We start from the raw sequence: 22,790 nt of genomic DNA, 5'->3' as shown, positions 1-22,790 counted from the left end.
CTTTCTTCTAGATGATTAATTTTTACTTACTTTTTAGGTCTTTTCGTTCCGTACTTGGAACGCCCTTGTTTACGGCCTTCAACACCTGCAGTGTCAAGCGCTCCACGTACAATATGGTAACGCACACCCGGTAAGTCTTTTACACGACCGCCACGGATTAGTACAACGCTGTGCTCTTGAAGGTTGTGACCAATTCCAGGAATGTATGCAGTTACTTCCATGTTGTTAGACAAACGCACACGTGCATATTTACGAAGTGCAGAGTTTGGTTTCTTTGGAGTAAGCGTACCAACACGAGTACATACACCACGCTTTTGAGGAGCGTTTTGATCAGTCATTCTCTTCTTAAAGCTGTTGTAGCCTTTGTTAAGTGCAGGAGAGTCAGATTTTTTTGTTTTGCTGACACGGCCTTTACGCACTAGCTGATTAATAGTAGGCATGTTTTTGTCCTCCCTTCATTACATTTATGTGATTAATCAATTGGTGACTGTAGAATCATGATTTGTAATACCACACATCCAGGTGGTTCATCTTTAGGGAAAAAATAACGTCTCTGCGTATTATATACACAAAAACTTTATATCTCTTTGTATCAATCACCATGTAGTCACTTCGTTGATTAGTCTAATAATACAAATAGTGTTTCTGGTAATCCGTAAGTTCCGATTACACTTTTTGCACCCGAAAATACTTTGTAAGCATAATCGGAAGCACCTTGAATATAGTACCATTCTAGATTTTTAATGTCAATATCTAAAAGGTATTTTTTTGGTGCTTCCGTTTGCTTACCTTAAAACATCATATTAGCAAATTAAATACTAAACTGTTTGTGTTTCTTCTTCTGAAGATTCTTCAGCAGATTCTGGCATATCTAATCCTGATTCGAGATTGCGATATTGAGGCATTCCGGTACCGGCTGGCACAAGCTTACCAATAATAACGTTCTCTTTCAGACCTAGTAGCTCATCACGTTTTCCTTTTATTGCAGCATCTGTAAGAACACGTGTTGTTTCTTGGAATGATGCAGCAGATAAGAAGGAGTCAGTTTCTAATGATGCTTTTGTAATACCAAGTAGAACTGGACGTCCAGTTGCTGGTTCTCCTTCTTCCATTAACACTTTATGGTTCGCTTCTTTGAATTGATGTAATTCAAGTAAGGATCCAGGTAATACTTCAGTATCTCCGGAAGATACGACGCGAATCTTACGCAACATTTGGCGAACCATTACTTCAACGTGTTTATCGCCAATTTCTACCCCTTGCATACGATATACTCGTTGTACTTCTTTAAGCAAGTAATCCTGTACCCCTTCAACACCTTTAATTTGTAAGAGTTCTTTCGGATCTACGGACCCTTCTGTTAACTCTTGACCAGCTTCTACAGTGTCTCCGATGGATACTTTCATTCTTGCATTATAAGGTACTGCGTAACTACGTTGTTCTACTTCACCTTGAACAACTATTTCTTGTTTATCTTTTACTTCTTTAAATTCAAGTACGGTACCATCTATTTCAGTTATTACCGCTTGCCCTTTCGGATTTCGCGCTTCAAATAACTCTTGGATACGAGGTAAACCTTGTGTGATGTCATCTCCAGCAACCCCACCTGTGTGGAATGTACGCATTGTAAGCTGCGTTCCTGGCTCACCGATAGATTGTGCAGCGATAATCCCTACTGCTTCTCCAACCTCTACATCAGAACCAGTTGCTAAGTTACGGCCATAACATTTTTGACACACGCCGTGCTTCGTATTACAAGTAAACGCAGAGCGAATAATCACTTCTTGTATACCAGACTCAACAATTGTTTTCGCTTGATCTTCAGAAATGAGTTCGTTCTTTTCAACTATCACTTCTCCAGTTTCTGGATGCTTCACATTTTCAAAAGAAGTTCTTCCAATCAAACGATCGATTAGCGGTTCGATTACTTCCGAACCTTCTTCTAATGCTGAAACAGTCAAACCTCGATCTGTTCCACAATCGTCTTCACGAATGATTACGTCTTGTGCAACATCAACAAGTCGACGAGTCAAGTAACCTGAGTCAGCTGTTTTCAGTGCTGTATCGGCAAGACCTTTACGCGCACCGTGTGTGGAAATAAAGTATTCCATTACAGTTAAGCCTTCACGGAAACTTGATTTAATTGGTATTTCGATGATTTTACCAGCTGGATCGGCCATCAATCCACGCATACCAGCAAGCTGCGTGAAGTTAGATGCGTTACCACGAGCACCTGAATCACTCATCATAAAGATAGGGTTTCGGTTACTCAAGGATCCCATCAATTTATCTTGAATAACGTCTTTAGCCTCAGACCAAATAGCAATTACTCGATCATAACGTTCTTCTTCAGTAATTAAACCACGACGGAACTGCTTGAGTACTTTATCCACTTTAGTTTGAGCTTCATCTAAAATACCTTGTTTTTCAGCAAGTACAACGATGTCAGAAATACCAACTGTCATTCCTGCTTTCGTAGAATAACTAAATCCTAAGTCTTTCATACGGTCAAGCATTTTTGAAGTCTCTGTGATCTGGAATCGTTTGAAGACTTCAGCAATGATATCTCCTAAGAAACCTTTTTTAAATGGTTTGACAAGTTCACGACTTTGGATCTCTTCTTTAATGGAAGTACCTGGATCAACAAAGTAATTCTCTGGTGTTTTTTCTTCAAGATTCAACTGTGTCGGCTCATTGATATACGGGAATGAATCCGGAAGAATCTCATTAAAGATTAATTTACCTACAGTAGTTAGTAACAATTTATTGTTTTGCTCTTCTGTAAATGTTTTGTTATTTAAGCTTGACGCTTGAACAGCAACACGAGTATGCAGGTGAGCATAACCAGTTTGGTATGCAATTAATGCTTCGTTTGTATCTTTAAAGTAAGACCCTTCACCGATAGCATTTTCGCGCTCCAATGTTAGGTAATAGTTACCTAATACCATATCCTGTGATGGTGTAACTACTGGTTTACCGTCTTTTGGATTTAGAATATTTTGGGCAGCCAACATTAAGATTCGCGCTTCTGCTTGTGCTTCCGCACCAAGTGGTACGTGAACCGCCATTTGGTCACCATCAAAGTCTGCGTTATAAGCAGTACATACAAGTGGATGCAGACGAATTGCACGCCCATCTACAAGTGTTGGCTCAAACGCCTGAATTCCTAGACGGTGAAGTGTAGGTGCACGATTTAGAAGTACTGGATGTTCTTTAATAACATCTTCCAGCACATCCCATACATCTGGGTGTACACGCTCAATCTTACGTTTTGCTGATTTAATATTATGAGCTAATCCTCTAGAAACAAGCTCTTTCATAATAAATGGTTTAAATAATTCTAGTGCCATCTCTCTTGGTAAACCACATTGATACATTTTCAAATGAGGTCCTACGACGATAACGGAACGACCGGAGTAGTCAACACGCTTACCAAGTAGATTTTGACGGAAACGACCTTGCTTCCCTTTCAACATGTGGGAAAGAGATTTTAATGGGCGGTTTCCTGGTCCTGTAACAGGACGGCCACGACGACCATTATCAATCAACGCATCTACAGCTTCTTGTAGCATACGTTTTTCGTTTTGAACGATGATGCTAGGAGCACCTAAATCAAGAAGACGCTTCAAACGATTATTACGATTAATCACCCTACGATATAGATCATTTAAATCAGAAGTCGCAAAACGTCCACCATCCAATTGAACCATTGGACGTATTTCTGGAGGAATTACTGGAAGAACGTCTAAAATCATCCAGCTAGATTCATTACCAGAATTACGGAATGCTTCCATAACTTCTAAACGTTTGATTGCTCTTGTTCTACGCTGTCCTTGCGCAGATTTCAATTCTTCTCTTAAAGCATCAACTTCTTTTTCAAGATCAATATCTTGAAGAAGTTTACGGATCGCTTCTGCACCCATTTGCGCTTTAAATGTATTGCCGTACTTATCATAATAAGAACGGAATTCTTTTTCAGAAAGCAATTGTTTTTTCTCGAGTGGTGTACTTCCTGGATCTGTAACGATATATGCTGCAAAGTAAATAACTTCTTCTAGCGCACGCGGTGACATATCCAATACTAATCCCATACGACTCGGGATTCCTTTGAAATACCAAATGTGTGACACAGGAGCGGCTAACTCGATATGTCCCATTCGTTCACGACGTACTTTCGCTTTTGTTACTTCTACTCCACAACGATCACAAACAACGCCTTTATAACGGACGCGCTTGTATTTACCACAATGACATTCCCAGTCCTTCTGTGGTCCAAAAATACGCTCACAGAAAAGACCGTCTTTTTCTGGCTTCAATGTACGATAGTTAATCGTTTCCGGCTTTTTAACTTCACCGTATGACCAAGAACGAATCTTTTCAGGTGATGCGAGACCTATTTTCATGTACTCAAAATTATTTACATCCAACAAGGGGCAATCCTCCCTTTTTAATGTGCGATTTTACCACTGGATCAGATATTTATAGAAAGCAACAGAAAGGTTCTCGGATTGTCGTCCTAAAACCTTCTGTGCTAATTGTTTTATTCACTTTCTTCGACATCAATATTTAACTTCGTTGCAGCCTGAACTTCCTCTTCCTCTAATTCACGCATATCAATTTCGTCTTCATTACTGGAAAGCATTTTTACATCCATTCCAAGACTTTGAAGCTCTTTAATTAATACTTTAAAGGATTCTGGAACACCAGGTTCTGGAACATTGTCACCCTTAACAATTGCTTCGTATGTTTTCACACGACCAACTGTATCATCCGATTTAACGGTAAGGATTTCTTGTAGTGTATAAGCAGCTCCATATGCTTCGAGTGCCCATACCTCCATCTCACCAAAACGCTGTCCACCAAATTGCGCTTTACCGCCAAGTGGCTGCTGTGTAACAAGTGAGTATGGTCCAGTTGAACGAGCGTGTAGCTTATCATCAACCATGTGCGCAAGTTTAATCATATACATAACACCTACGGATACACGGTTATCAAATGCTTCACCAGTTCTTCCGTCATATAAGACCGTTTTTGCATCACGAGGCATGCCTGCTTCTTCAAGCGTTTCCCAAACATCTTCCTCACGCGCACCATCGAATACTGGGCTGGCCACATGTATACCAAGCTGTCTTGCAGCCATTCCCAAATGAAGCTCAAACACCTGTCCGATATTCATACGAGAAGGTACACCTAGTGGGTTCAACATAATGTCGATTGGTGTTCCATCTGGTAGATATGGCATATCTTCTTCCGGTAAGATTTTGGAGATAACACCTTTGTTACCGTGACGACCTGCCATCTTATCCCCTTCATGGATTTTACGTTTTTGTACGATATAAGCACGTACGAGTTGGTTCACACCTGGTGGTAACTCGTCACCGTCTTCACGGTTGAATATCTTCACATCAAGAACGATACCGCCACCGCCGTGTGGAACACGAAGAGATGTGTCACGTACTTCTCGAGCTTTTTCACCAAAGATAGCATGTAATAAACGTTCTTCTGCAGAAAGCTCTGTTACACCTTTTGGCGTTACTTTACCTACAAGAATATCTCCATCTGTTACTTCCGCACCAACACGAATAATACCGTGCTCATCAAGATTTTTCAGAGCATCTTCACCAACATTAGGAATATCTCTTGTAATTTCTTCAGGTCCTAATTTTGTATCACGAGCTTCCGATTCAAATTCTTCAATATGAATAGAAGTATATACATCGTCTTTTACAAGACGTTCACTCATGATGATGGCATCCTCATAGTTATAACCTTCCCAAGTCATGAAACCAACTAAAACGTTCTGGCCTAGTGCAAGTTCGCCATCTTCCATAGAAGGTCCATCTGCAAGAACTTCGCCTTTTGTTACGCGATCTCCTTGACTAACAATTGGACGCTGGTTATAACACGTTCCTTGGTTGGAACGTTTATATTTTTGTAATCCGTAACGATCCAAGTCTCCTTCGACCTCTTTACCATCAACAATAGAGATGCGACGAACGTAAACCTCTTTCGCTTCAACGCGTTCAATCACACCATCATGGTGGCAAATTACCGCAGCACCTGAATCTTTCCCATTAACATACTCCATACCAGTTCCTACGATAGGAGCTTGTGGTTTCATCAATGGAACTGCTTGACGTTGCATGTTCGCACCCATTAGTGCACGGTTTGAGTCATCGTTTTCCAAGAATGGAATACATGCTGTCGCAGCAGAAACAACCTGTTTCGGTGATACGTCCATGTAATCGATCTTATCGCGTGAAACTACGATGTTATCTTCTTGGAAACGTGAGATTACTTCTTCGTTTTGGAAACGACTATCTTCATCTAACGGAGAGTTTGCTTGGGCAACAATATAGTTGTCTTGCTCATCCGCAGTAAGGTAATCAATTTTATTTGTTACTTTACCAGTTTCAGGGTCTACACGACGATAAGGAGACTCAATGAAACCAAATTTATTCACTTTCGCATAACTAGATAACGAGTTTATCAACCCGATATTCGGACCCTCCGGCGTTTCGATCGGACACATACGACCATAGTGGGAATAGTGAACGTCTCGAACTTCAAAGCCTGCACGCTCACGCGTAAGACCACCTGGTCCTAGGGCAGATAGACGACGTTTATGCGTTAATTCACCTAGTGGATTTGTTTGATCCATAAATTGAGATAGCTGTGAGCTACCAAAGAATTCTTTAATTGACGCAATAACCGGTCGGATATTGATTAGTTGTTGTGGTGTAACGCTAGAAGTGTCTTGGATAGACATTCTTTCACGAACCACACGTTCCATACGAGATAATCCAATTCGGAATTGATTTTGCAATAATTCCCCAACAGAACGTAAGCGACGATTACCTAAATGGTCAATATCATCTGTTCCTCCAACTTCATGAAGTAGATTGAAGAAATAGCTAATGGAAGATAAGATATCGGCAGGAGTGATGTTTTTAACATCGTTTGTAACTCCACCGTTACCAATTACAGTAAGTTCTCTTTCTCCATTAGGATCTGTCGGATCAATAATCTTAACAGACTGAATCGTGATTTCATCTTCTAACACACCTTCGTGAGGGGATAGAACTGATTCTCCAAAACGGTCTTCCGCACGCTCTAAATAAGGGAGGATTTTATCTAGTAACTTTCGTTCTAATTTTTCTCCCTTTTCCGCAATTACTTCTCCAGTTTCTGGATCAACAATTGGTTCAGCTAAGATTTGATTGAACAAACGATTCTTCATATGAAGTTTCTTGTTCATTTTATAACGTCCAACATGCGCTAAGTCATAACGCTTTGGATCGAAGAAACGAGATACTAGTAAGCTCTTTGCGTTTTCTACAGTTGGTGGTTCTCCAGGGCGTAAACGCTCATAGATTTCTAATAGAGCTTTTTCAGCATTCTCTGTATTGTCTTTTTCTAATGTATTACGTAAATATTCATTCTCACCTAGCAAATCTGTGATTTCTTGATCTGTACCGAATCCTAGTGCACGTAATAGTACAGTGATTGGTAACTTACGAGTACGATCTATACGAACATAAGCGATATCTTTTGCATCTGTTTCAAATTCTAACCACGCACCGCGGTTTGGAATGACTGTTGCACCAATACCTCTTTTTCCATTCTTGTCGATCTTCTCGTTATAATATACGCTCGGAGAACGCACAAGCTGCGATACGATAACTCGTTCCGCGCCATTGATAATGAATGTTCCCGTTTCTGTCATAAGTGGGAAATCACCCATAAATACTTCTTGTTCCTTCACTTCACCGGTTTCATTATTAATTAAACGAACCTTCACGCGAAGTGGAGCATTGTACGTTACATCTCTTTCCTTCGCTTCATCTACAGGGTACTTTGGATCACCTAAACTATAATCAACAAATTCAAGCGATAGATTTCCCGTAAAGTCTTCGATTGGAGAAATATCCTGAAACATCTCTCGTAAACCCTCTTCCAAGAACCAATCATAAGAAGCGGTTTGGATTTCGATTAGGTTTGGTAATTCCAACACCTCGTTGATACGCGCATAGCTCCTGCGTTGGCGGTGCCGTCCATACTGAACTAGTTGACCTGTCAACTGCTTCACCCCTTAAATCTTACATTTTTAAAAGTATTTCACTATAAAAATGTGAATCATATTTAAAAGAACCTACTGAACTAAATTAGTCAGATATGTTCTTTGAAACTAACAACATGTAACAAGTAAACCTCTGAATTTCATGCTATCCAGATGATCTCATTCGAGCAATAATTCTGATACAACCATAATCCGATTGTACAGATTGCTAAAATTTTGGTAAACTATAGAAAACAATGAACCGGTCAGTATTTTTTCCGATTCTATCAGTTTTACCTCTAACGATCAAAATATACATTTACTTTTAATGAATATACCCATTGACAAGAGTATCCTCATTCTACCATCTTCCTATCTTAGCATACCAGGTAGTGATGGTCAAACTCTTTGCGCTTTAAAAATATAATATCCTTTATCCTTTTTCACTATCTCTACATTACCGAACACTTCATTTAGCTTATCTTTAGCAGACGGAGCTCCTTGTTTTTTCTGTATAACCACCCATAATTCTCCGTTCGGGAGCAGTAAATCCTTTGCACCTTCAAAAATCTGATGCACGACTTTTTTACCCGCACGTATCGGCGGATTTGTAACTACCGCAGCAAAGCGAAGTGTTTCACCGATAGCACTATATATATCGCTTGTTTGTATGGTTACATTGGTTATATTATTTACACTCGCATTCCGTTTCGCTAACTCTACCGCCCGATCATTGATGTCAACCATCGAAACTGCACGATCTTCAAATTCAGCTGCAAGCGAAAGCCCGATTGGCCCATAACCACATCCTACATCAAGTATATCTCCATTAATTTGAGGCTCTTGAAATTGTTCAATAAGAAGACGAGAACCAAAATCAATATCATTCTTTGAAAAGACACCTACATCACTAGTGAAATGAAAGGTTCGACCTCGCAAATTCATACATCCACGTTCTCGGTGAAGTTTTTGACTGAGGATTGTTGGAAAAGTAATGCTCTGACATATAGGCACCTACTTTACTATGAAAAGTTTGTTGGAGATTCTTTAACTTAAAAAACAAACCACCGATAAACCGAAAAATATCCTAGCTGACTAGCATGTGCTTTTTCTTCTATAACGGTGGTTTCCTTCTATTTCTACTCCCTTTATAACATAAGGAGGCTTCGTGATAAAGAGCCCGCCAACAAACGGCGAGCTCCCACTTTATTTAAGTTTCCTTATTTAACTTCTACAGAAGCTCCAGCTTCTTCAAGTTTACCTTGAACTTCTTCAGCTTCTTCTTTAGAAACGCCTTCTTTAATTGGCTTAGGAGCGTTATCTACTAAGTCTTTAGCATCTTTTAAGCCAAGACCAGTGATTTCACGTACTGCTTTAACAACTTTGATCTTAGATGCACCAGCACTTGTAAGAACAACGTCAAATTCAGTTTTTTCTTCTTCAACAGCTCCGCCAGCAGCACCTGCAGCAGCAACTGGTGCAGCAGCAGTTACTCCAAATTCTTCTTCAATAGCTTTTACTAGGTCGTTAAGTTCTAATACAGACATTTCTTTAATTGCGCTAATCATTTCTTCGTTAGTCATGATTGAATCCTCCTATTAATTGTAATTAATTTTTATTTGTAAACCGATTGGTGAATTAAGCACCTTGCTCTTCTTTTTGCTCAGCAACAGCTTTAGTAACATAAGCGAAGTTACGAACTGGAGCTTGAAGCACGCTAAGCAACATAGAAACCATACCTTCGTAGTTCGGTAGGTCTGCAAGATCTTTGATTTGATCAAGTGTAGCGACTTGTCCTTCAATTACGCCACCTTTGATTTCCAATGCCTCATGATCTTTCTTGAAATTATTCAAGATACGCGCTGGCGCTACGACATCATCATTACTGAACGCGATAGCTGTTGGTCCAGTTAATGTATCGTTTAAATCTGTAAGTTCTACAGCTTCAACCGCACGACGAGTCATTGTGTTTTTGTAAACTTTAAATTCGATACCAGCTTCACGAAGTTCTTTACGTAGTGCTGTAACTTCTGCTACGTCAAGACCACGATAGTCAACAACTACAGCTGTTTGGCTAGCACGGAATTTTTCAGCGATTTCTTCAACCACTTGTTTCTTTTTCTCAATGATTCCTGACATTGTTCCACCTCCTATTAAATTCCTCATTACACCGTTCTTTTGTGCTTTACACATTCATACAAAAGTAGTAAGAAATGTAAAAAGCTCCCATGTAGACATGAGAGCTTATATATGGCAGATAGCAATGCTTTTAACGCGAAACTACCTTCATCATAAACACCTCGGCAGGATTATTAAGCTATAAAGCCCCCGCTGTCTACGGTATAACGTATTCTTTTTATTACCGAAATCAGTATATCGAACGTTTCAATAAAAGTCAACTACCAATTAACGGAAGTTTGAAACGTCTACTTTAATTCCAGGTCCCATAGTAGAAGTAATAGAAGCGTTCTTCATGTATATACCTTTAGAAGATTGAGGCTTCACTTTTACTAACTGCTCTGTAAGTGCAACAAAGTTATCCACTAATTTTTGATCATCAAAAGAAATTTTTCCGATTGGAACGTGAATGTTCGCTGACTTGTCTACACGATATTCTACTTTACCAGCTTTAATATCGTTAACAGCTTTCTCAACTTCAAACGTTACTGTACCAGTTTTAGGGTTTGGCATTAAACCTTTTGGTCCAAGTACACGGCCAAGTTTCCCTACTTCAGCCATCATATCAGGTGTAGCTACGATTACATCAAACTCAAACCAACCTTGGTTGATTTTGTTGATGTAGTCTCCTTCACCTACATAATCAGCGCCAGCAGCTTCTGCTTCCTTCGCTTTTTCACCTTTAGCAAATACCAATACACGTTGTGTTTTCCCAGTGCCGTGTGGTAAAACAAAAGCACCGCGAATTTGTTGGTCTGCTTTCTTCGGATCCACGCCAAGACGGAATGCCGCTTCTACAGTTTCATCAAAATTTGCTTTAGCTGCTTTTTTTGCTAATTCAACAGCTTCTTTAATTTCATATGATTTAGAGCGATCAACAAGCTTTAACGCTTCTTGATGCTTCTTACCGATTTTTGCCATTTTATTTCCTCCTCTATTGTGGTTATAACGGTTGTACCTCCCACTTATAAAAGCACAAGGCTTTTATCAAGCACACTAACACAAATACCTTGTTAGCATCTCACGAATAAGGCTGCGGATGTTATCCAGCCGCAACCTCTTATTGTAAATTTCAATCAAGTCATATTGATTGAATAGCGGAATCAATTAGTCTTCAATCGTGATTCCCATACTGCGTGCAGTACCTTCTACCATACGCATTGCCGCATCAACGTCAGCTGCGTTTAAATCAGGCATTTTTGTTTCAGCGATTTCTTTCACTTGATCGCGTTTAACAGAAGCAACCTTGTTTTTGTTTGGCTCACCTGAACCAGACTCAATTCCAGCTGCTTTTTTCAATAGCACTGCTGCTGGTGGAGTCTTAGTAATAAATGTAAATGAACGGTCCTCGAATACCGTAATTTCAACAGGGATAATCATACCCGCTTGATCTTGTGTTCGAGCGTTGAATTCTTTACAGAATCCCATAATATTAACACCTGCTTGACCTAGTGCTGGTCCTACTGGCGGTGCTGGGTTAGCTTTACCAGCTGGGATTTGCAATTTAACTAATTTAATTACTTTTTTAGCCACGAGACACACCTCCTTAAAGTCCGTGATGTGGTAATAGGGTTATAAGATTTGGGAAACCCTCCCACTCAAATTTACCATGTGCACCAACTTGGCGGCACATGAATAACATAAGAATTTTAGCATGTATTTTGAAAAAATGCAAGCTTTGAGTGATGGGAGTTTATGATAGTTTTTCTACTTGTGAAAAATCTAGTTCTACCGGAGTTTCTCTACCAAACATATTTACATGTACTTTAATTTTCTGCTTGTCCGTATCTATATGTTCGATTGAACCTGTAAAGTCGGTAAACGGTCCATCGGTAACACGAACGTTTTCTTTTATCTCGAAATCTACTTGTACAGTTGGTTCAGATACACCCATACGTTTTAATACTACATCAATTTCGCCAGGCATTAACGGAGTTGGTTTTGCGCCATGTCCGCTAGAACCTACGAATCCAGTTACACCTGGTGTATTACGCACGACATACCAAGAGTCATCCGTCATTACCATTTCTGTTAAAACATAGCCTGGGAATGATTTTTTCTTGACCATTTTTTTCTTGCCGTTTTTGATCTCCGCTTCTTCATCTTCTGGGACTATCACTCGAAATATTTTATCTTCCATCCCCATTGATTCAACACGTTTTTCTAGATTCATTTTCACTTTATTTTCATACCCTGAGTAAGTATGAACGACGTACCAGTTTTTCTCCATCTTCATTTAGAGGTTGAGACAAAGCTAGAAACAGAATGAATAGGTTTTAAAAACCCGCTGTAGTAATATACTCCGCTTATTCTAGCTATCATTCATCTTTCTAATAAAATGTTTGTCCTAACCTCTTCCCTCCCTTGCTATTAGTTTTCACATACACACTAAATGTTAGTCTTTTAGAAATTATTTTCTTCCAATATTAAAAAACCCGCAAAAGCCGGGTTTTTAGTTTAAATTATATGCGCTTAGTACAGTATACCTTATTATAGCTTAATTATTCAAAAAATGCATTTAAAAGTTGAGAAATCCCTAAATCTACAACAAAAAAGAACACAGCCATGAAAATTACTGTAGAAATAACAACAACAGTGTAATTTCTAAGTTCCTTTCCTTTCGGCCAACTTACCTTTTTCATCTCTCTAGATACATTTCTTAAAAACTTAAACATTTATTGTACCCCCCGAACCCACACGATTCAATATAAAAACGAAAGCTCACCTGTCAGGATTCAACACCCTAATGATTTAGCTGAATAAAACAGATTGACTATTCCGCTATTCACTCCTACATAAAACTTGTTTTCTCGTAATTGGAGGTGAATCTCGCAAATAGTTTTTAATGTTAAAGTTAAACTCATTATTTTATTTCGTCTCGCGATGTAGTGTATGTTTTCCGCATGTTTTGCAGAACTTTTTTACTTCTAATCTTGTAGATTGATTGGATACATTCTTGTTTGTCGAATAATTCCTGCTTGAACATACAGCACATGCCAATGTTATTTTTTTACTCATTATTCCACCCCTTATAAAGGGATTTTATAGACTATATTACTGTAGCACCTAGCATGAATTATGTCAACGGCATCACAACAATCTATCGCTTCTGTTACAAGAAACAGTAAAATCTTCCCGTAATTTTCAGATTCTTGTTGTCGATTTCTGTCGTAAAGTTTTTTTATATTTACAAAGAAACTCCATTTGATTCCATTAGTTGCTCTAATTTTCGTTTCACTCGCTGCAGGGCATTATCAATCGACTTTACATGACGATTTAAATGCTCTGAAATCTCTTGATAGGTGCGTCCGTCTAAATATAATTGCAATACTTTCTTTTCTAAGTCGCTTAATAATTTCGATAATTTATGTTCTAGCGTCCCATAATCTTCTTGACTGATCAATAATTCTTGTGGATCTACATCAATGGATCCACCTATTATATCTAACAAAGTTCTATCTGATTCTTCATCATAAATCGGCTTGTCCAAAGATACATATGAATTTAATGGAATATGTTTTTGACGTGTGGCTGTTTTGATCGCCGTGATAATTTGTCTTGTGACACATAATTCAGCAAATGCTTTAAAAGAGGATAGCTTGTCCACATCATAATCACGTATAGCTTTATATAGACCAATCATCCCTTCTTGGATAATATCCTCTTTATCCGCACCTACAAGAAAATACGTTCGTGCTTTTGCTCGTACAAAACTAATGTACCGTTGTATAAGGAGGTCTAGCGCGTGACTATTCCCTTGACGAATGAATTGTAGCAAATCAGTATCATCAAGCTGCTCTAATCCCTTGTTGGTCGTGTCTATTTGCCCGATATTCACCAAAGATCGCCTCCTGCAAATTCCGCTTCTATAGTATAGGAAATATTATACAGGAAGCGTTTTAAAACCGTCAACTTGACCTAAACCAGGAAATAGTCATAATTTGTCGAATTGTTTAATTTTGACGAGCATACAAGCTATTATTCTCCTCTTCGCATTTGTTCAAACTTTTCCATGATTTCTTTATCAATTTTTATTTTAGCTTGCGGTTTTGTTTTTCGATGAACTTCTAAACTAACATGAATCTCTCTATCCATATCCTGCACTTCAATAAGTAACTCTCGTGCGGATTTGCGTAGTGCGCCTTGTCCGAAAATAGTTCGTTGTTCAGCATAATCCGAAGTTGCTACATAAACTTGAGTTTGGATGTTTTTCACTTCTTTAACTAGTTTTTCGATACATTCGTCCGCTGTCTCTTTTTCTTTGGTATAAATAATCTCAATGTTAAATTTTTGTTGTTTATTTTCTACACCACGTACATAATAAGCATCAAAGACGAGAATAACATGCTTTCCAGTAAAGGCTTGATATTCCGCTAACACTTCGATGAGTCGATCTCTTGCCTGTCCAATTTCTTTCTCTTTCAATCGTTGCAATTCTCCCCAAGCTCCAATTACATTATATCCATCAACAATCAAGACTTCTTTCATTACTGATCTCCGAGAGGATGACGTTTACGGTATACTTCATAAAGCAAAAGTCCGCAAGCTACCGATGCATTGAGTGAGGATACTTGTCCGACCATAGGTAAGCCCACTGTCCAGTCACATTTTTTTCGAACGAGACGACTCATTCCTTTCCCTTCGTTACCAATTACAATACCAATAGGTAATGATCCATCTAATTGTCGATAGTCTTGGTCTGCTTCCGCTTCTGTTCCAACAATCCAAACATTTCGTTCTTTTAATTCATCAATAGTATTAGACATATTGGTTACTCGCACAACTGGGATATGTTCTATCGCGCCAGCGGCAGTTTTTGCAACCGTTGCGGTTAATCCGACTGAGCGTCGTTTAGGAATAATAACTCCATGTACACCTGTCGCATCTGCGCTTCGTAATATTGAGCCTAAATTGTGTGGATCTTCTAATTCATCTAATAAGATAAAGAAAGGATCCTCGCCACGTTCATTAGCTCGGTCAAATAAATCGTCTAACGAGGCGTACGTATACGAAGCTACATATGCTACCACCCCTTGATGATTTCCTAATTCCATCTGATCTAACTTAGAGCGTGGAACTTTTTGTACAATTGTTCCAGCCTCTCTTGCTAGTTGGTTAATTTTTTGAAAAGTGGAACCTTGTATTTGTTCTGTAACCATCACTTTATTTACTGACCGCCCAGATTTCAGAGCTTCCATAACAGGATTCCTTCCCATAATGACTTCATTGTCCACGGCTATCTCTCCTTTCTTCCGCGTACTGAATTGCATTTTGAATAAGTTCTTCTAATCGATCCTCGTTTTTCATCATATAGTGATACCCAATAAGTGCCTCAAACGCAGTACTATACCGATACGTTTGGACACTTATATTCTTTGGTACCGAACCTGATTTAGCATTTCTTCCACGGGCAACAACTTTTTGTTCTTCTTCCGTAAGAAATCCGTCAACATCCAACCAATATAAAATAACCATTGCCTGTGTTTTTCCCGCGACATACGATGTTGCGGACTGATGTAACTTATTAGGATTTACCGTACCACGCTCTAATAGATATTCTCGAATATATAATTCAAATATAGAATCACCTATATAAGCAAGTGCAAGGCTCTTTAGCTGCTTCACATCATTCGGTTTCATTACTTACCTCTTTTCCAACGCACACCTTGTGGAGTATCTTCGAGTACGATACCTTTTTCTTTGAGCATATCACGAATCTCATCCGCTCTAGCGAAATTACGATTTTTCCGTGCTTCATTTCTTTCTTTAATTAACGCTTCAATGGTTTCATCAAGTAATGTTTCTTCATCTTCTAAAATATTAATTCCTAATACTGTTAGAATCTGTGAAATCGCATCTTGGAATGCATCTATAACTTCAGTAGAAGTTTGGTTTTCTTGTAGGTAAACATTCGCTTCTTTCGATAAATCAAATAAAACCGAAATTGCATTCGCTGTATTGAAATCATCGTCCATATCTTGTTCAAATTTGCTCATTGCTGCTGATACCAACTGCAGCCATTTAGCATCATCATTAGTTAGATTTAAACTTGAATCGCGTCGATGAGATAAATTATGATAAGCTGTTTGAATACGCTCTAAGCTTGTTTTTGCACTTTCAAGTAGAGCTTCAGTGAAGTTAATCGGATTTCGATAATGAACAGATAACATAAAGAAGCGTAAAACTCTTGGATCATGTGCTTGGATTAAGTCTCTAGCAAGTACAAAGTTACCAAGTGACTTCGACATTTTCTCATTATCAATATTAATATACCCATTATGCATCCAATAGTTTGCAAAAGTCTCCCCGTTCATTGCTTCTGATTGTGCTATTTCATTTTCGTGATGTGGGAAAGTTAAATCCTGTCCACCAGCGTGGATATCAATCGTATCTCCTAAATGTTTCTTCACCATTGCCGAGCATTCAATATGCCAACCTGGTCTTCCTTCACCCCAAGGAGATTTCCAAGCAATTTCATCGTCTTTTGCTTGCTTCCATAATGCAAAGTCAAGTGGATCTTCTTTTTTCTCTCCTACTTGAATTCGCGCTCCAGAACGCAGTTCATCAATAGATTGATGAGATAATTTGCCATACGTGTCAAAGGATCTTGGTTTAAAATATACGTCTCCATCCGCTTCATACGCATAGCCTTTTTCAATTAAGGCTGAAATAAAAGCAATAATATCATCCATCGTATCCATTACTCTTGGATTCTTTGTAGCTTTTTTTACACCAAGTGCTCCTACGTCTTCTAAATACGCATTCACAAATCTATCCGCAAGCACTGGAACTTCTTCACCAACGTCTTTTGCAGTTTTTATGATTTTATCATCTACGTCCGTGAAGTTTAATACATAATCTACATCAAATCCTCTATATTCCAAATACCGGCGAACAGTATCAAACACAATTGCGGGTCTTGCATTACCAATATGAATATAGTTGTATACAGTCGGACCGCATACATACATTTTAACCTTACCTTCTTCTAGTGGCTTAAATATTTCTTTTTGTCTTGTTAATGTATTATATATTTGTATGGTCATTTTCTAAGACCCTCCTTTTTTCCTCTTTCATCGAAGCCATTTCCGCTTTTAGCTCATCAATTTGTGTTTGTAATTGGGCGCATTTATCAAAGACAGGATCTGGTAATTTATGATGATCAAGGTCTCTTCCTACTCTTTTTCCATCTTGAACGACCACTTGCCCGGGAACACCTACAACCGTTGAGTTATCTGGAACATCCTTTAGCACGACTGATCCACCACCAACTTTAGAGTTTTCACCAATCGTAATCGCGCCGAGTACTTTTGCACCAGTTGCAATCAAGGCATTATCCTTTAGCGTTGGATGACGTTTGCCTTTTTCTTTACCTGTACCACCAAGCGTTACACCTTGAAAAATGGTAACATTATTGCCTATTTCACATGTCTCCCCGATGACAACTCCCATCCCATGGTCAATAAATAACCTTTGGCCTATCTTCGCTCCGGGATGAATTTCGATTCCAGTGATAAACCGACTTATTTGTGAAATAACACGTGCAATAAACAATAATCGCTTGTTATAAAACCAATGGGCAACGCGATGGGACCATACAGCATGTAAACCAGAATAAGTAAGCATTACTTCAACATACGTTCTAGCAGCAGGGTCTTGTTCAAATACAACATCCATATCCTCTTTCATCATCTTAAAAATACCCAAAAGAAAATCCTCCTTTCTTCATAGACAAAAGCGTAAGCGGCCGTTTATCACCGTATGTCCTGGACGGAACCGTATGAGATAAAGGAAACACGATTAGCGGATGCGAATCGATGTTGACTTATCGTAAGGAGGTATCCGGAAGGACAATAGGTGATGGCGCTGGAGCTGGACGTGGCTAAAACATTTAGTACGTTTATCCACTGCTCCAAAATTTTATAATTTTCTAGATCAGAACAAAAGCGTAAGCGGCCGTTTATCACCGTATGTCCTGGACGGAACCGTATGAGTAGACCATAAAAAAACGCCTCTGTGTATGATGTACACAGAGACGCCTCTCGCGCGGTTCCACTCTGTTTAGAGAAACTCATTAGCATTTGCTTCTCTCAACTTTGACTCTTATAACGGCAGAGTTCCCGCTATGATGTACTATATATTTCCATCACAGACTCTGAGGAGCACTTCAGATTAATTGTCCAAAACTACTTTCAGCAAATGTAGTTCTCTCTGTGTAAACATATTAGTCTTACTTTCCCTCTTCTACGTTTTATCTATTTGATTAACTCTTATTTATCGAATTTCTATATGCTTAATATATTACAAATCTGCCTAAATGTGAATTCTTATGCTCCCATTTCTTTCAATAGTTTATCCAATCGATTAAGTATAATATCTCTACCTAATAACTCAATCGCAAACGGAAGTTCAGGTCCATGCATTTGTCCTGTTGTCGCAACACGTATAGGCATAAATAATTTCTTGCCACGATGGCCAGTTTCTTTCTGAGTTGCTTTAAATTGCGCTTTTATAGCGTCTTTGTCAAATGACTCTAAATGAATCAATTTATCCGTGAAAACTTGTAGTACTTCAGGAACTTGTTCTCCGTTAAGTACTTCTTTTGCTTCTTCGTCATAAGAAATTTCTTTTTGGAAAAATAGTTCTGTAAGTTCAACGATTTCAGCACCATAGCGTAACTGTTCACGGTAAAGCGAGATCACATTTTCAGCCCATTGACGAGTTTCATCATCCATGTCCTCTGACAGTTTTCCAGCTTTTATTAAATGCGGTAACGCAAGATCAATAACTCTGTCAAGATCCGCTGCTTTAATGTACTCATTATTCATCCACTTCAGCTTATGTTGGTCAAAGATTGCTGCAGAAGTAGATAGACGTTCTGGATCAAAAATCTCAATCAATTGTGCCTGTGTGAACATCTCTTCTTCCCCAACCGGAGACCATCCAAGTAAGCTAATAAAATTAAACATCGCTTCTGGTAAATAACCAAGATTACGATATTGCTCTATAAATTGAAGAATATGTTCATCACGCTTACTTAATTTCTTGCGTTCTTCGTTAAGAATAAGTGTCATATGTCCATAACGAGGAGCTTCCCATCCAAACGCATCAAAAATCATCATTTGTTTCGGCGTATTCGAAATATGTTCTTCCCCACGTAAAACATCACTGATTTTCATTAAATGATCATCAATCGCTACAGCAAAATTATACGTTGGAATTCCATTCTTCTTCACAATAACCCAGTCTCCAAAATCACTAGACTCGAATGTAATCTTCCCGCGAACTAAATCATTGAATGTATACGTAGTATTCTCCGGAACTCGGAAACGAATACTTGGTTGACGACCTTCAGCTTCGAATTGTTCGATCTGCTCAGGTGTTAAGTCACGGTGAGCTCCAGAATATTTGGGAACTTGTCCATTTTGGCGTTGCTCTTCCCGTTCTGCTTCTAATTCATCTTCTGTCATATAACATTTATAAGCTAAATTTTTTGCAAATAATTCATTAAGATACTCTTGGTAAATATCAAGGCGTTCTGTTTGACGATAAGGGCCATACTCTCCACCGATATCAGCGCCTTCATCCCATTGTAGACCTAACCATTTTAAGTATTTTAATTGGCTTTCTTCGCCACCTTCAACATTTCTTTTATCATCTGTATCCTCCGTACGGATAATAAACTTTCCATCAAAATGTTTTGCATATAAATAATTAAATAATGCAGTTCTTGCATTCCCAATATGTAAATGTCCTGTTGGACTTGGTGCATAACGCACGCGAACTTCTTTACTCATTACTTGTTGCCTCCCTTAGGAATAAAATATGGATTTGCTTATAATCGAATAAGTTCTATATGAAAAAGTGATAACATATTTCATGCTATCACTTTTCTTCGTCCTTTATCAGTTATACCCTTTTTAGAGGGCTTTTTCAAGTAATTTTGGTTTTGCAAATATCATTCGACCCGCAGAAGTTTGCAGTACACTCGTTATAATTACTTCAATATTTTTCCCTATATAGTCTCTGCCTTCTTCTACGACAATCATCGTTCCATCATCTAAATAGGCGACACCTTGATTTTGCTCTTTACCATCTTTAATAACCTGTACATGTAATTCTTCACCAGGTAATACAACTGGTTTTACTGCATTTGCTAAGTCATTAATGTTCAGAACGTTCACACCTTGAAAATCGCAAACCTTATTCAAGTTAAAATCATTCGTAACAACAATACCATTGATTACTTTCGCTAATTTAATAAGTTTACTATCAACCTCTTGGATTTCCTCAAAGTCACCTTCATATATTTCCACATGAATCGGTAATTCCTTTTGAATACGATTTAAGATATCCAAGCCACGACGACCACGATTTCGTTTTAAAGTATCCGATGAATCGGCAATATGCTGTAATTCTCCTAAAACAAATTGCGGAATAACTATCGTTCCTTCAAGGAAATTGGTTTGACAAATGTCTGCAATTCTTCCATCTATGATGACACTTGTATCTAGAATTTTCGCTTTTGGTTTATCAGCCGGTGCTGCATTTTCTTCTGGAATACGACGTCGATCTTTTTTGTTAGCACGCATTAAGCTAACAAATTCTTCACGTCTGCGAAAACCAACTTGGAACCCTAAATATCCAAAGGTAATCATAATGAAAAATGGTAACACCTGTGACAAGATATGAATTCCTGTGTCTTGAAGCGGAATGTTAATAAAATACGCTATCACTAAACCTACAATTAGACCTATACTTCCAAAGAATAAATCCATGGCTGGGATTTTAATAAGTGCATCTTCTACCCAACGTAAGAAACCTACAATATAATCTACCAATAAGTAGGAAAGTATGAAGAATATAATAGCACCAATAATCATACCTAATATCGGCGAATTCAACCATGCAGGATCTGTTACGTTTAACAAACTAAAAATTTCCGGTATATATAAATACCCGACGGTACCACCTAATATAATAAAGAATAAATGAACTATCTTTTTAAGCACCATCGCTCACCTCCTAACTCCAGTATTGCCTATTATTTGGAAAAGTATCCCATAAGGTTTTTTCATAGAATAAAAAGTAGTATTAATGACGTAATCCAATATCTAAAGCCTCTTGTACACTTGATACACCGATGACTTCAATTCCACTAGGATAATTCCAGCCATCCAAATTGTTCTTTGGACATATTACGCGTTTAAACCCTAATTTTGCAGCTTCTTGTACACGCTGTTCAATTCGAGAAACCCTTCTAATTTCACCAGTTAAACCAACTTCACCTACAAAAATATCATTCGGATTTGTTGGTTGATCTCGAAAGCTAGATGCGATACTTACAGCTAATGCAAGGTCAATAGCTGGCTCATCTAACTTTACCCCGCCAGCAACTTTTATATATGCGTCTTGATTTTGAAGCATCAAGCCCACACGCTTTTCTAAAACAGCCATTAATAGTGGTACACGATTGTGGTCTATACCTGTTGCGGTACGACGTGGATTTCCGAAACTAGTAGGAGAAATTAATGCTTGTATTTCTACCAATACCGTTCTTGTTCCTTCCATCGATGCCACAACTGTTGATCCTGCTGCCCCTTCTGACCGCTCTTCTAGGAATATCTCAGACGGATTCATAACTTCTCGTAATCCTTCTTCTTTCATCTCAAATATTCCCATTTCATGCGTACTACCAAAACGGTTCTTTACTCCTCGTAATATACGATATGTGTGATGTCGCTCGCCTTCAAAATACAGAACAGCATCTACCATATGCTCTAATAACCGAGGACCAGCTATGGAACCTTCTTTCGTTACATGTCCAACAATAAAAATAGGTATCCCATTTGATTTTGCTATTTTCATAAGCTCCATTGTACATTCACGTACTTGAGAAACACTTCCTGGAGCGCTCGTTACCTCTTCTTTAAATATGGTTTGTATCGAATCGATAACCACAAAGGAAGGTTTTACTTCTTCCACCTGTTTACTAATATCATATAAATTTGTTTCTGATAAAACATATAACTGATCTGTTGTAATATCGAGTCGATCTGCTCGTAATTTTGTTTGGCGAGTAGATTCCTCTCCAGAAACATAAAGTACTGACATATCTTTTTCTGCTAACTGAGCGGATATTTGGAGTAAAAGTGTCGATTTACCAATACCCGGATCTCCTCCAATTAAAACCAGTGAGCCTAGTACAATGCCGCCTCCCAGAACTCTGTTGAACTCTCTCATTTTTGTAGTGATTCTAGGTTCTTTTTTGGATTCAATGGCTGTGATTTTTTCAGGCTTACCTGCAGATGTCGTACTAGTAGCATAGCCTGTCCGACCTTTTACTGAGGCTGGATCTATTTCCTCCACCATGGTATTCCATTGATGACAAGCCGGACATTTCCCCATCCATTTAGCTGATTCATACCCACATTCCTGACATACAAATTTTGTTTTTCTTTTTGCCAAATTTATTACCCCTTCTCTTTATTGTAGCCTATTTTTTTATGTAGTAGGTTACAGAAAGCTATCAATTTACAAATTTATCTTCCAT

19 protein-coding genes, 1 pseudogene and 2 other annotated features are annotated in these 22,790 nt (G+C 38.5%); all 20 genes and pseudogenes read right to left on the bottom strand.

The features are described 5' to 3' along the window. Positions 1–26: 26 nt before the first annotated feature. Positions 27–440, bottom strand: coding sequence for a 30S ribosomal protein S12 (gene rpsL / locus OB_RS00720; protein ID WP_011064517.1), 414 nt, complete (start codon positions 438–440; stop codon positions 27–29). Positions 441–818: 378 nt separating this feature from the next. Next, complete coding sequence (gene rpoC, locus OB_RS00715) at positions 819–4,430, bottom strand: DNA-directed RNA polymerase subunit beta' (RefSeq protein WP_011064516.1); 3,612 nt, start codon at positions 4,428–4,430, stop codon at positions 819–821. Positions 4,431–4,540: 110 nt separating this feature from the next. Continuing rightward, positions 4,541–8,080 carry a DNA-directed RNA polymerase subunit beta gene (rpoB, locus tag OB_RS00710; RefSeq protein ID WP_011064515.1) on the bottom strand — a complete coding sequence of 1,180 codons (3,540 nt, stop codon included), beginning with the start codon at positions 8,078–8,080 and terminating at the stop codon, positions 4,541–4,543. Between the two features lie 378 nt (positions 8,081–8,458). Beyond that, positions 8,459–9,065, bottom strand: a pseudogene (locus OB_RS00705) (class I SAM-dependent methyltransferase). 214 nt (positions 9,066–9,279) lie between these two features. Continuing rightward, positions 9,280–9,642 carry a 50S ribosomal protein L7/L12 gene (gene rplL, locus OB_RS00700; RefSeq protein ID WP_011064513.1) on the bottom strand — a complete coding sequence of 121 codons (363 nt, stop codon included), beginning with the start codon at positions 9,640–9,642 and terminating at the stop codon, positions 9,280–9,282. A gap of 55 nt (positions 9,643–9,697) precedes the next feature. Then, on the bottom strand, positions 9,698–10,198 hold the full coding sequence (rplJ, locus tag OB_RS00695) for a 50S ribosomal protein L10 (protein WP_011064512.1): 501 nt from the start codon (positions 10,196–10,198) through the stop codon (positions 9,698–9,700). A gap of 68 nt (positions 10,199–10,266) precedes the next feature. Beyond that, positions 10,267–10,418 (bottom strand) — a sequence feature (ribosomal protein L10 leader region). A 47-nt stretch (positions 10,419–10,465) separates the two neighbouring features. Then, positions 10,466–11,158 carry a 50S ribosomal protein L1 gene (rplA, locus tag OB_RS00690; protein ID WP_011064511.1) on the bottom strand — a complete coding sequence of 231 codons (693 nt, stop codon included), beginning with the start codon at positions 11,156–11,158 and terminating at the stop codon, positions 10,466–10,468. A gap of 186 nt (positions 11,159–11,344) precedes the next feature. Then, positions 11,345–11,770 (bottom strand): 50S ribosomal protein L11, encoded by a 426-nt coding sequence (gene rplK, locus OB_RS00685; RefSeq protein ID WP_011064510.1) that lies wholly within the window; start codon positions 11,768–11,770, stop codon positions 11,345–11,347. A 160-nt stretch (positions 11,771–11,930) separates the two neighbouring features. After that, on the bottom strand, positions 11,931–12,467 hold the full coding sequence (gene nusG / locus OB_RS00680; RefSeq protein WP_011064509.1) for a transcription termination/antitermination protein NusG: 537 nt from the start codon (positions 12,465–12,467) through the stop codon (positions 11,931–11,933). 271 nt (positions 12,468–12,738) lie between these two features. Continuing rightward, positions 12,739–12,912 carry a preprotein translocase subunit SecE gene (secE, locus tag OB_RS00675; protein ID WP_011064508.1) on the bottom strand — a complete coding sequence of 58 codons (174 nt, stop codon included), beginning with the start codon at positions 12,910–12,912 and terminating at the stop codon, positions 12,739–12,741. Between the two features lie 193 nt (positions 12,913–13,105). Then, a complete protein-coding gene (rpmG, locus tag OB_RS18005) occupies positions 13,106–13,255 on the bottom strand; it encodes a 50S ribosomal protein L33 (RefSeq protein ID WP_011064507.1) in 150 nt (49 codons plus the stop codon). A 169-nt stretch (positions 13,256–13,424) separates the two neighbouring features. Next, positions 13,425–14,078, bottom strand: a complete 654-nt coding sequence (gene sigH / locus OB_RS00670; RefSeq protein WP_011064506.1) for an RNA polymerase sporulation sigma factor SigH — start codon at positions 14,076–14,078, stop codon at positions 13,425–13,427. 137 nt (positions 14,079–14,215) lie between these two features. Beyond that, positions 14,216–14,725 carry an NYN domain-containing protein gene (locus OB_RS00665; RefSeq protein WP_011064505.1) on the bottom strand — a complete coding sequence of 170 codons (510 nt, stop codon included), beginning with the start codon at positions 14,723–14,725 and terminating at the stop codon, positions 14,216–14,218. Beyond that, positions 14,725–15,471, bottom strand: a complete 747-nt coding sequence (gene rlmB, locus OB_RS00660; protein WP_011064504.1) for a 23S rRNA (guanosine(2251)-2'-O)-methyltransferase RlmB — start codon at positions 15,469–15,471, stop codon at positions 14,725–14,727. The genes OB_RS00665 and rlmB overlap by 1 nt, the downstream gene beginning before the upstream one ends. Continuing rightward, positions 15,461–15,877 (bottom strand): Mini-ribonuclease 3, encoded by a 417-nt coding sequence (locus OB_RS00655; protein ID WP_011064503.1) that lies wholly within the window; start codon positions 15,875–15,877, stop codon positions 15,461–15,463. The genes rlmB and OB_RS00655 overlap by 11 nt, the downstream gene beginning before the upstream one ends. Then, positions 15,877–17,283, bottom strand: coding sequence for a cysteine--tRNA ligase (gene cysS, locus OB_RS00650; RefSeq protein WP_011064502.1), 1,407 nt, complete (start codon positions 17,281–17,283; stop codon positions 15,877–15,879). The genes OB_RS00655 and cysS overlap by 1 nt, the downstream gene beginning before the upstream one ends. Continuing rightward, on the bottom strand, positions 17,264–17,944 hold the full coding sequence (gene cysE / locus OB_RS00645) for a serine O-acetyltransferase (RefSeq protein ID WP_011064501.1): 681 nt from the start codon (positions 17,942–17,944) through the stop codon (positions 17,264–17,266). Before cysE ends, cysS begins: the two co-directional genes overlap by 20 nt. Positions 17,945–18,265: 321 nt before the next feature. Then, positions 18,266–18,493: a binding site (T-box leader), on the bottom strand. Between the two features lie 71 nt (positions 18,494–18,564). Then, on the bottom strand, positions 18,565–20,034 hold the full coding sequence (gene gltX / locus OB_RS00640) for a glutamate--tRNA ligase (RefSeq protein WP_011064499.1): 1,470 nt from the start codon (positions 20,032–20,034) through the stop codon (positions 18,565–18,567). A 123-nt stretch (positions 20,035–20,157) separates the two neighbouring features. Next, positions 20,158–21,249, bottom strand: coding sequence for a PIN/TRAM domain-containing protein (locus OB_RS00635; protein WP_041544400.1), 1,092 nt, complete (start codon positions 21,247–21,249; stop codon positions 20,158–20,160). A gap of 82 nt (positions 21,250–21,331) precedes the next feature. Then, the gene (gene radA, locus OB_RS00630) at positions 21,332–22,705 is read right to left on the bottom strand and encodes a DNA repair protein RadA (RefSeq protein ID WP_011064497.1); all 1,374 of its coding nucleotides are present in this window, start codon (positions 22,703–22,705) and stop codon (positions 21,332–21,334) included. Positions 22,706–22,790 lie beyond the last annotated feature (85 nt).

Source organism: Oceanobacillus iheyensis HTE831 (genome assembly GCF_000011245.1).
Classification (GTDB): Bacteria; Bacillota; Bacilli; order Bacillales; family Amphibacillaceae; genus Oceanobacillus; species Oceanobacillus iheyensis.
The sequence above is the reverse complement of the archived record's forward strand: the minus strand, read 5'-3'. Positions and strand labels throughout refer to the sequence as shown.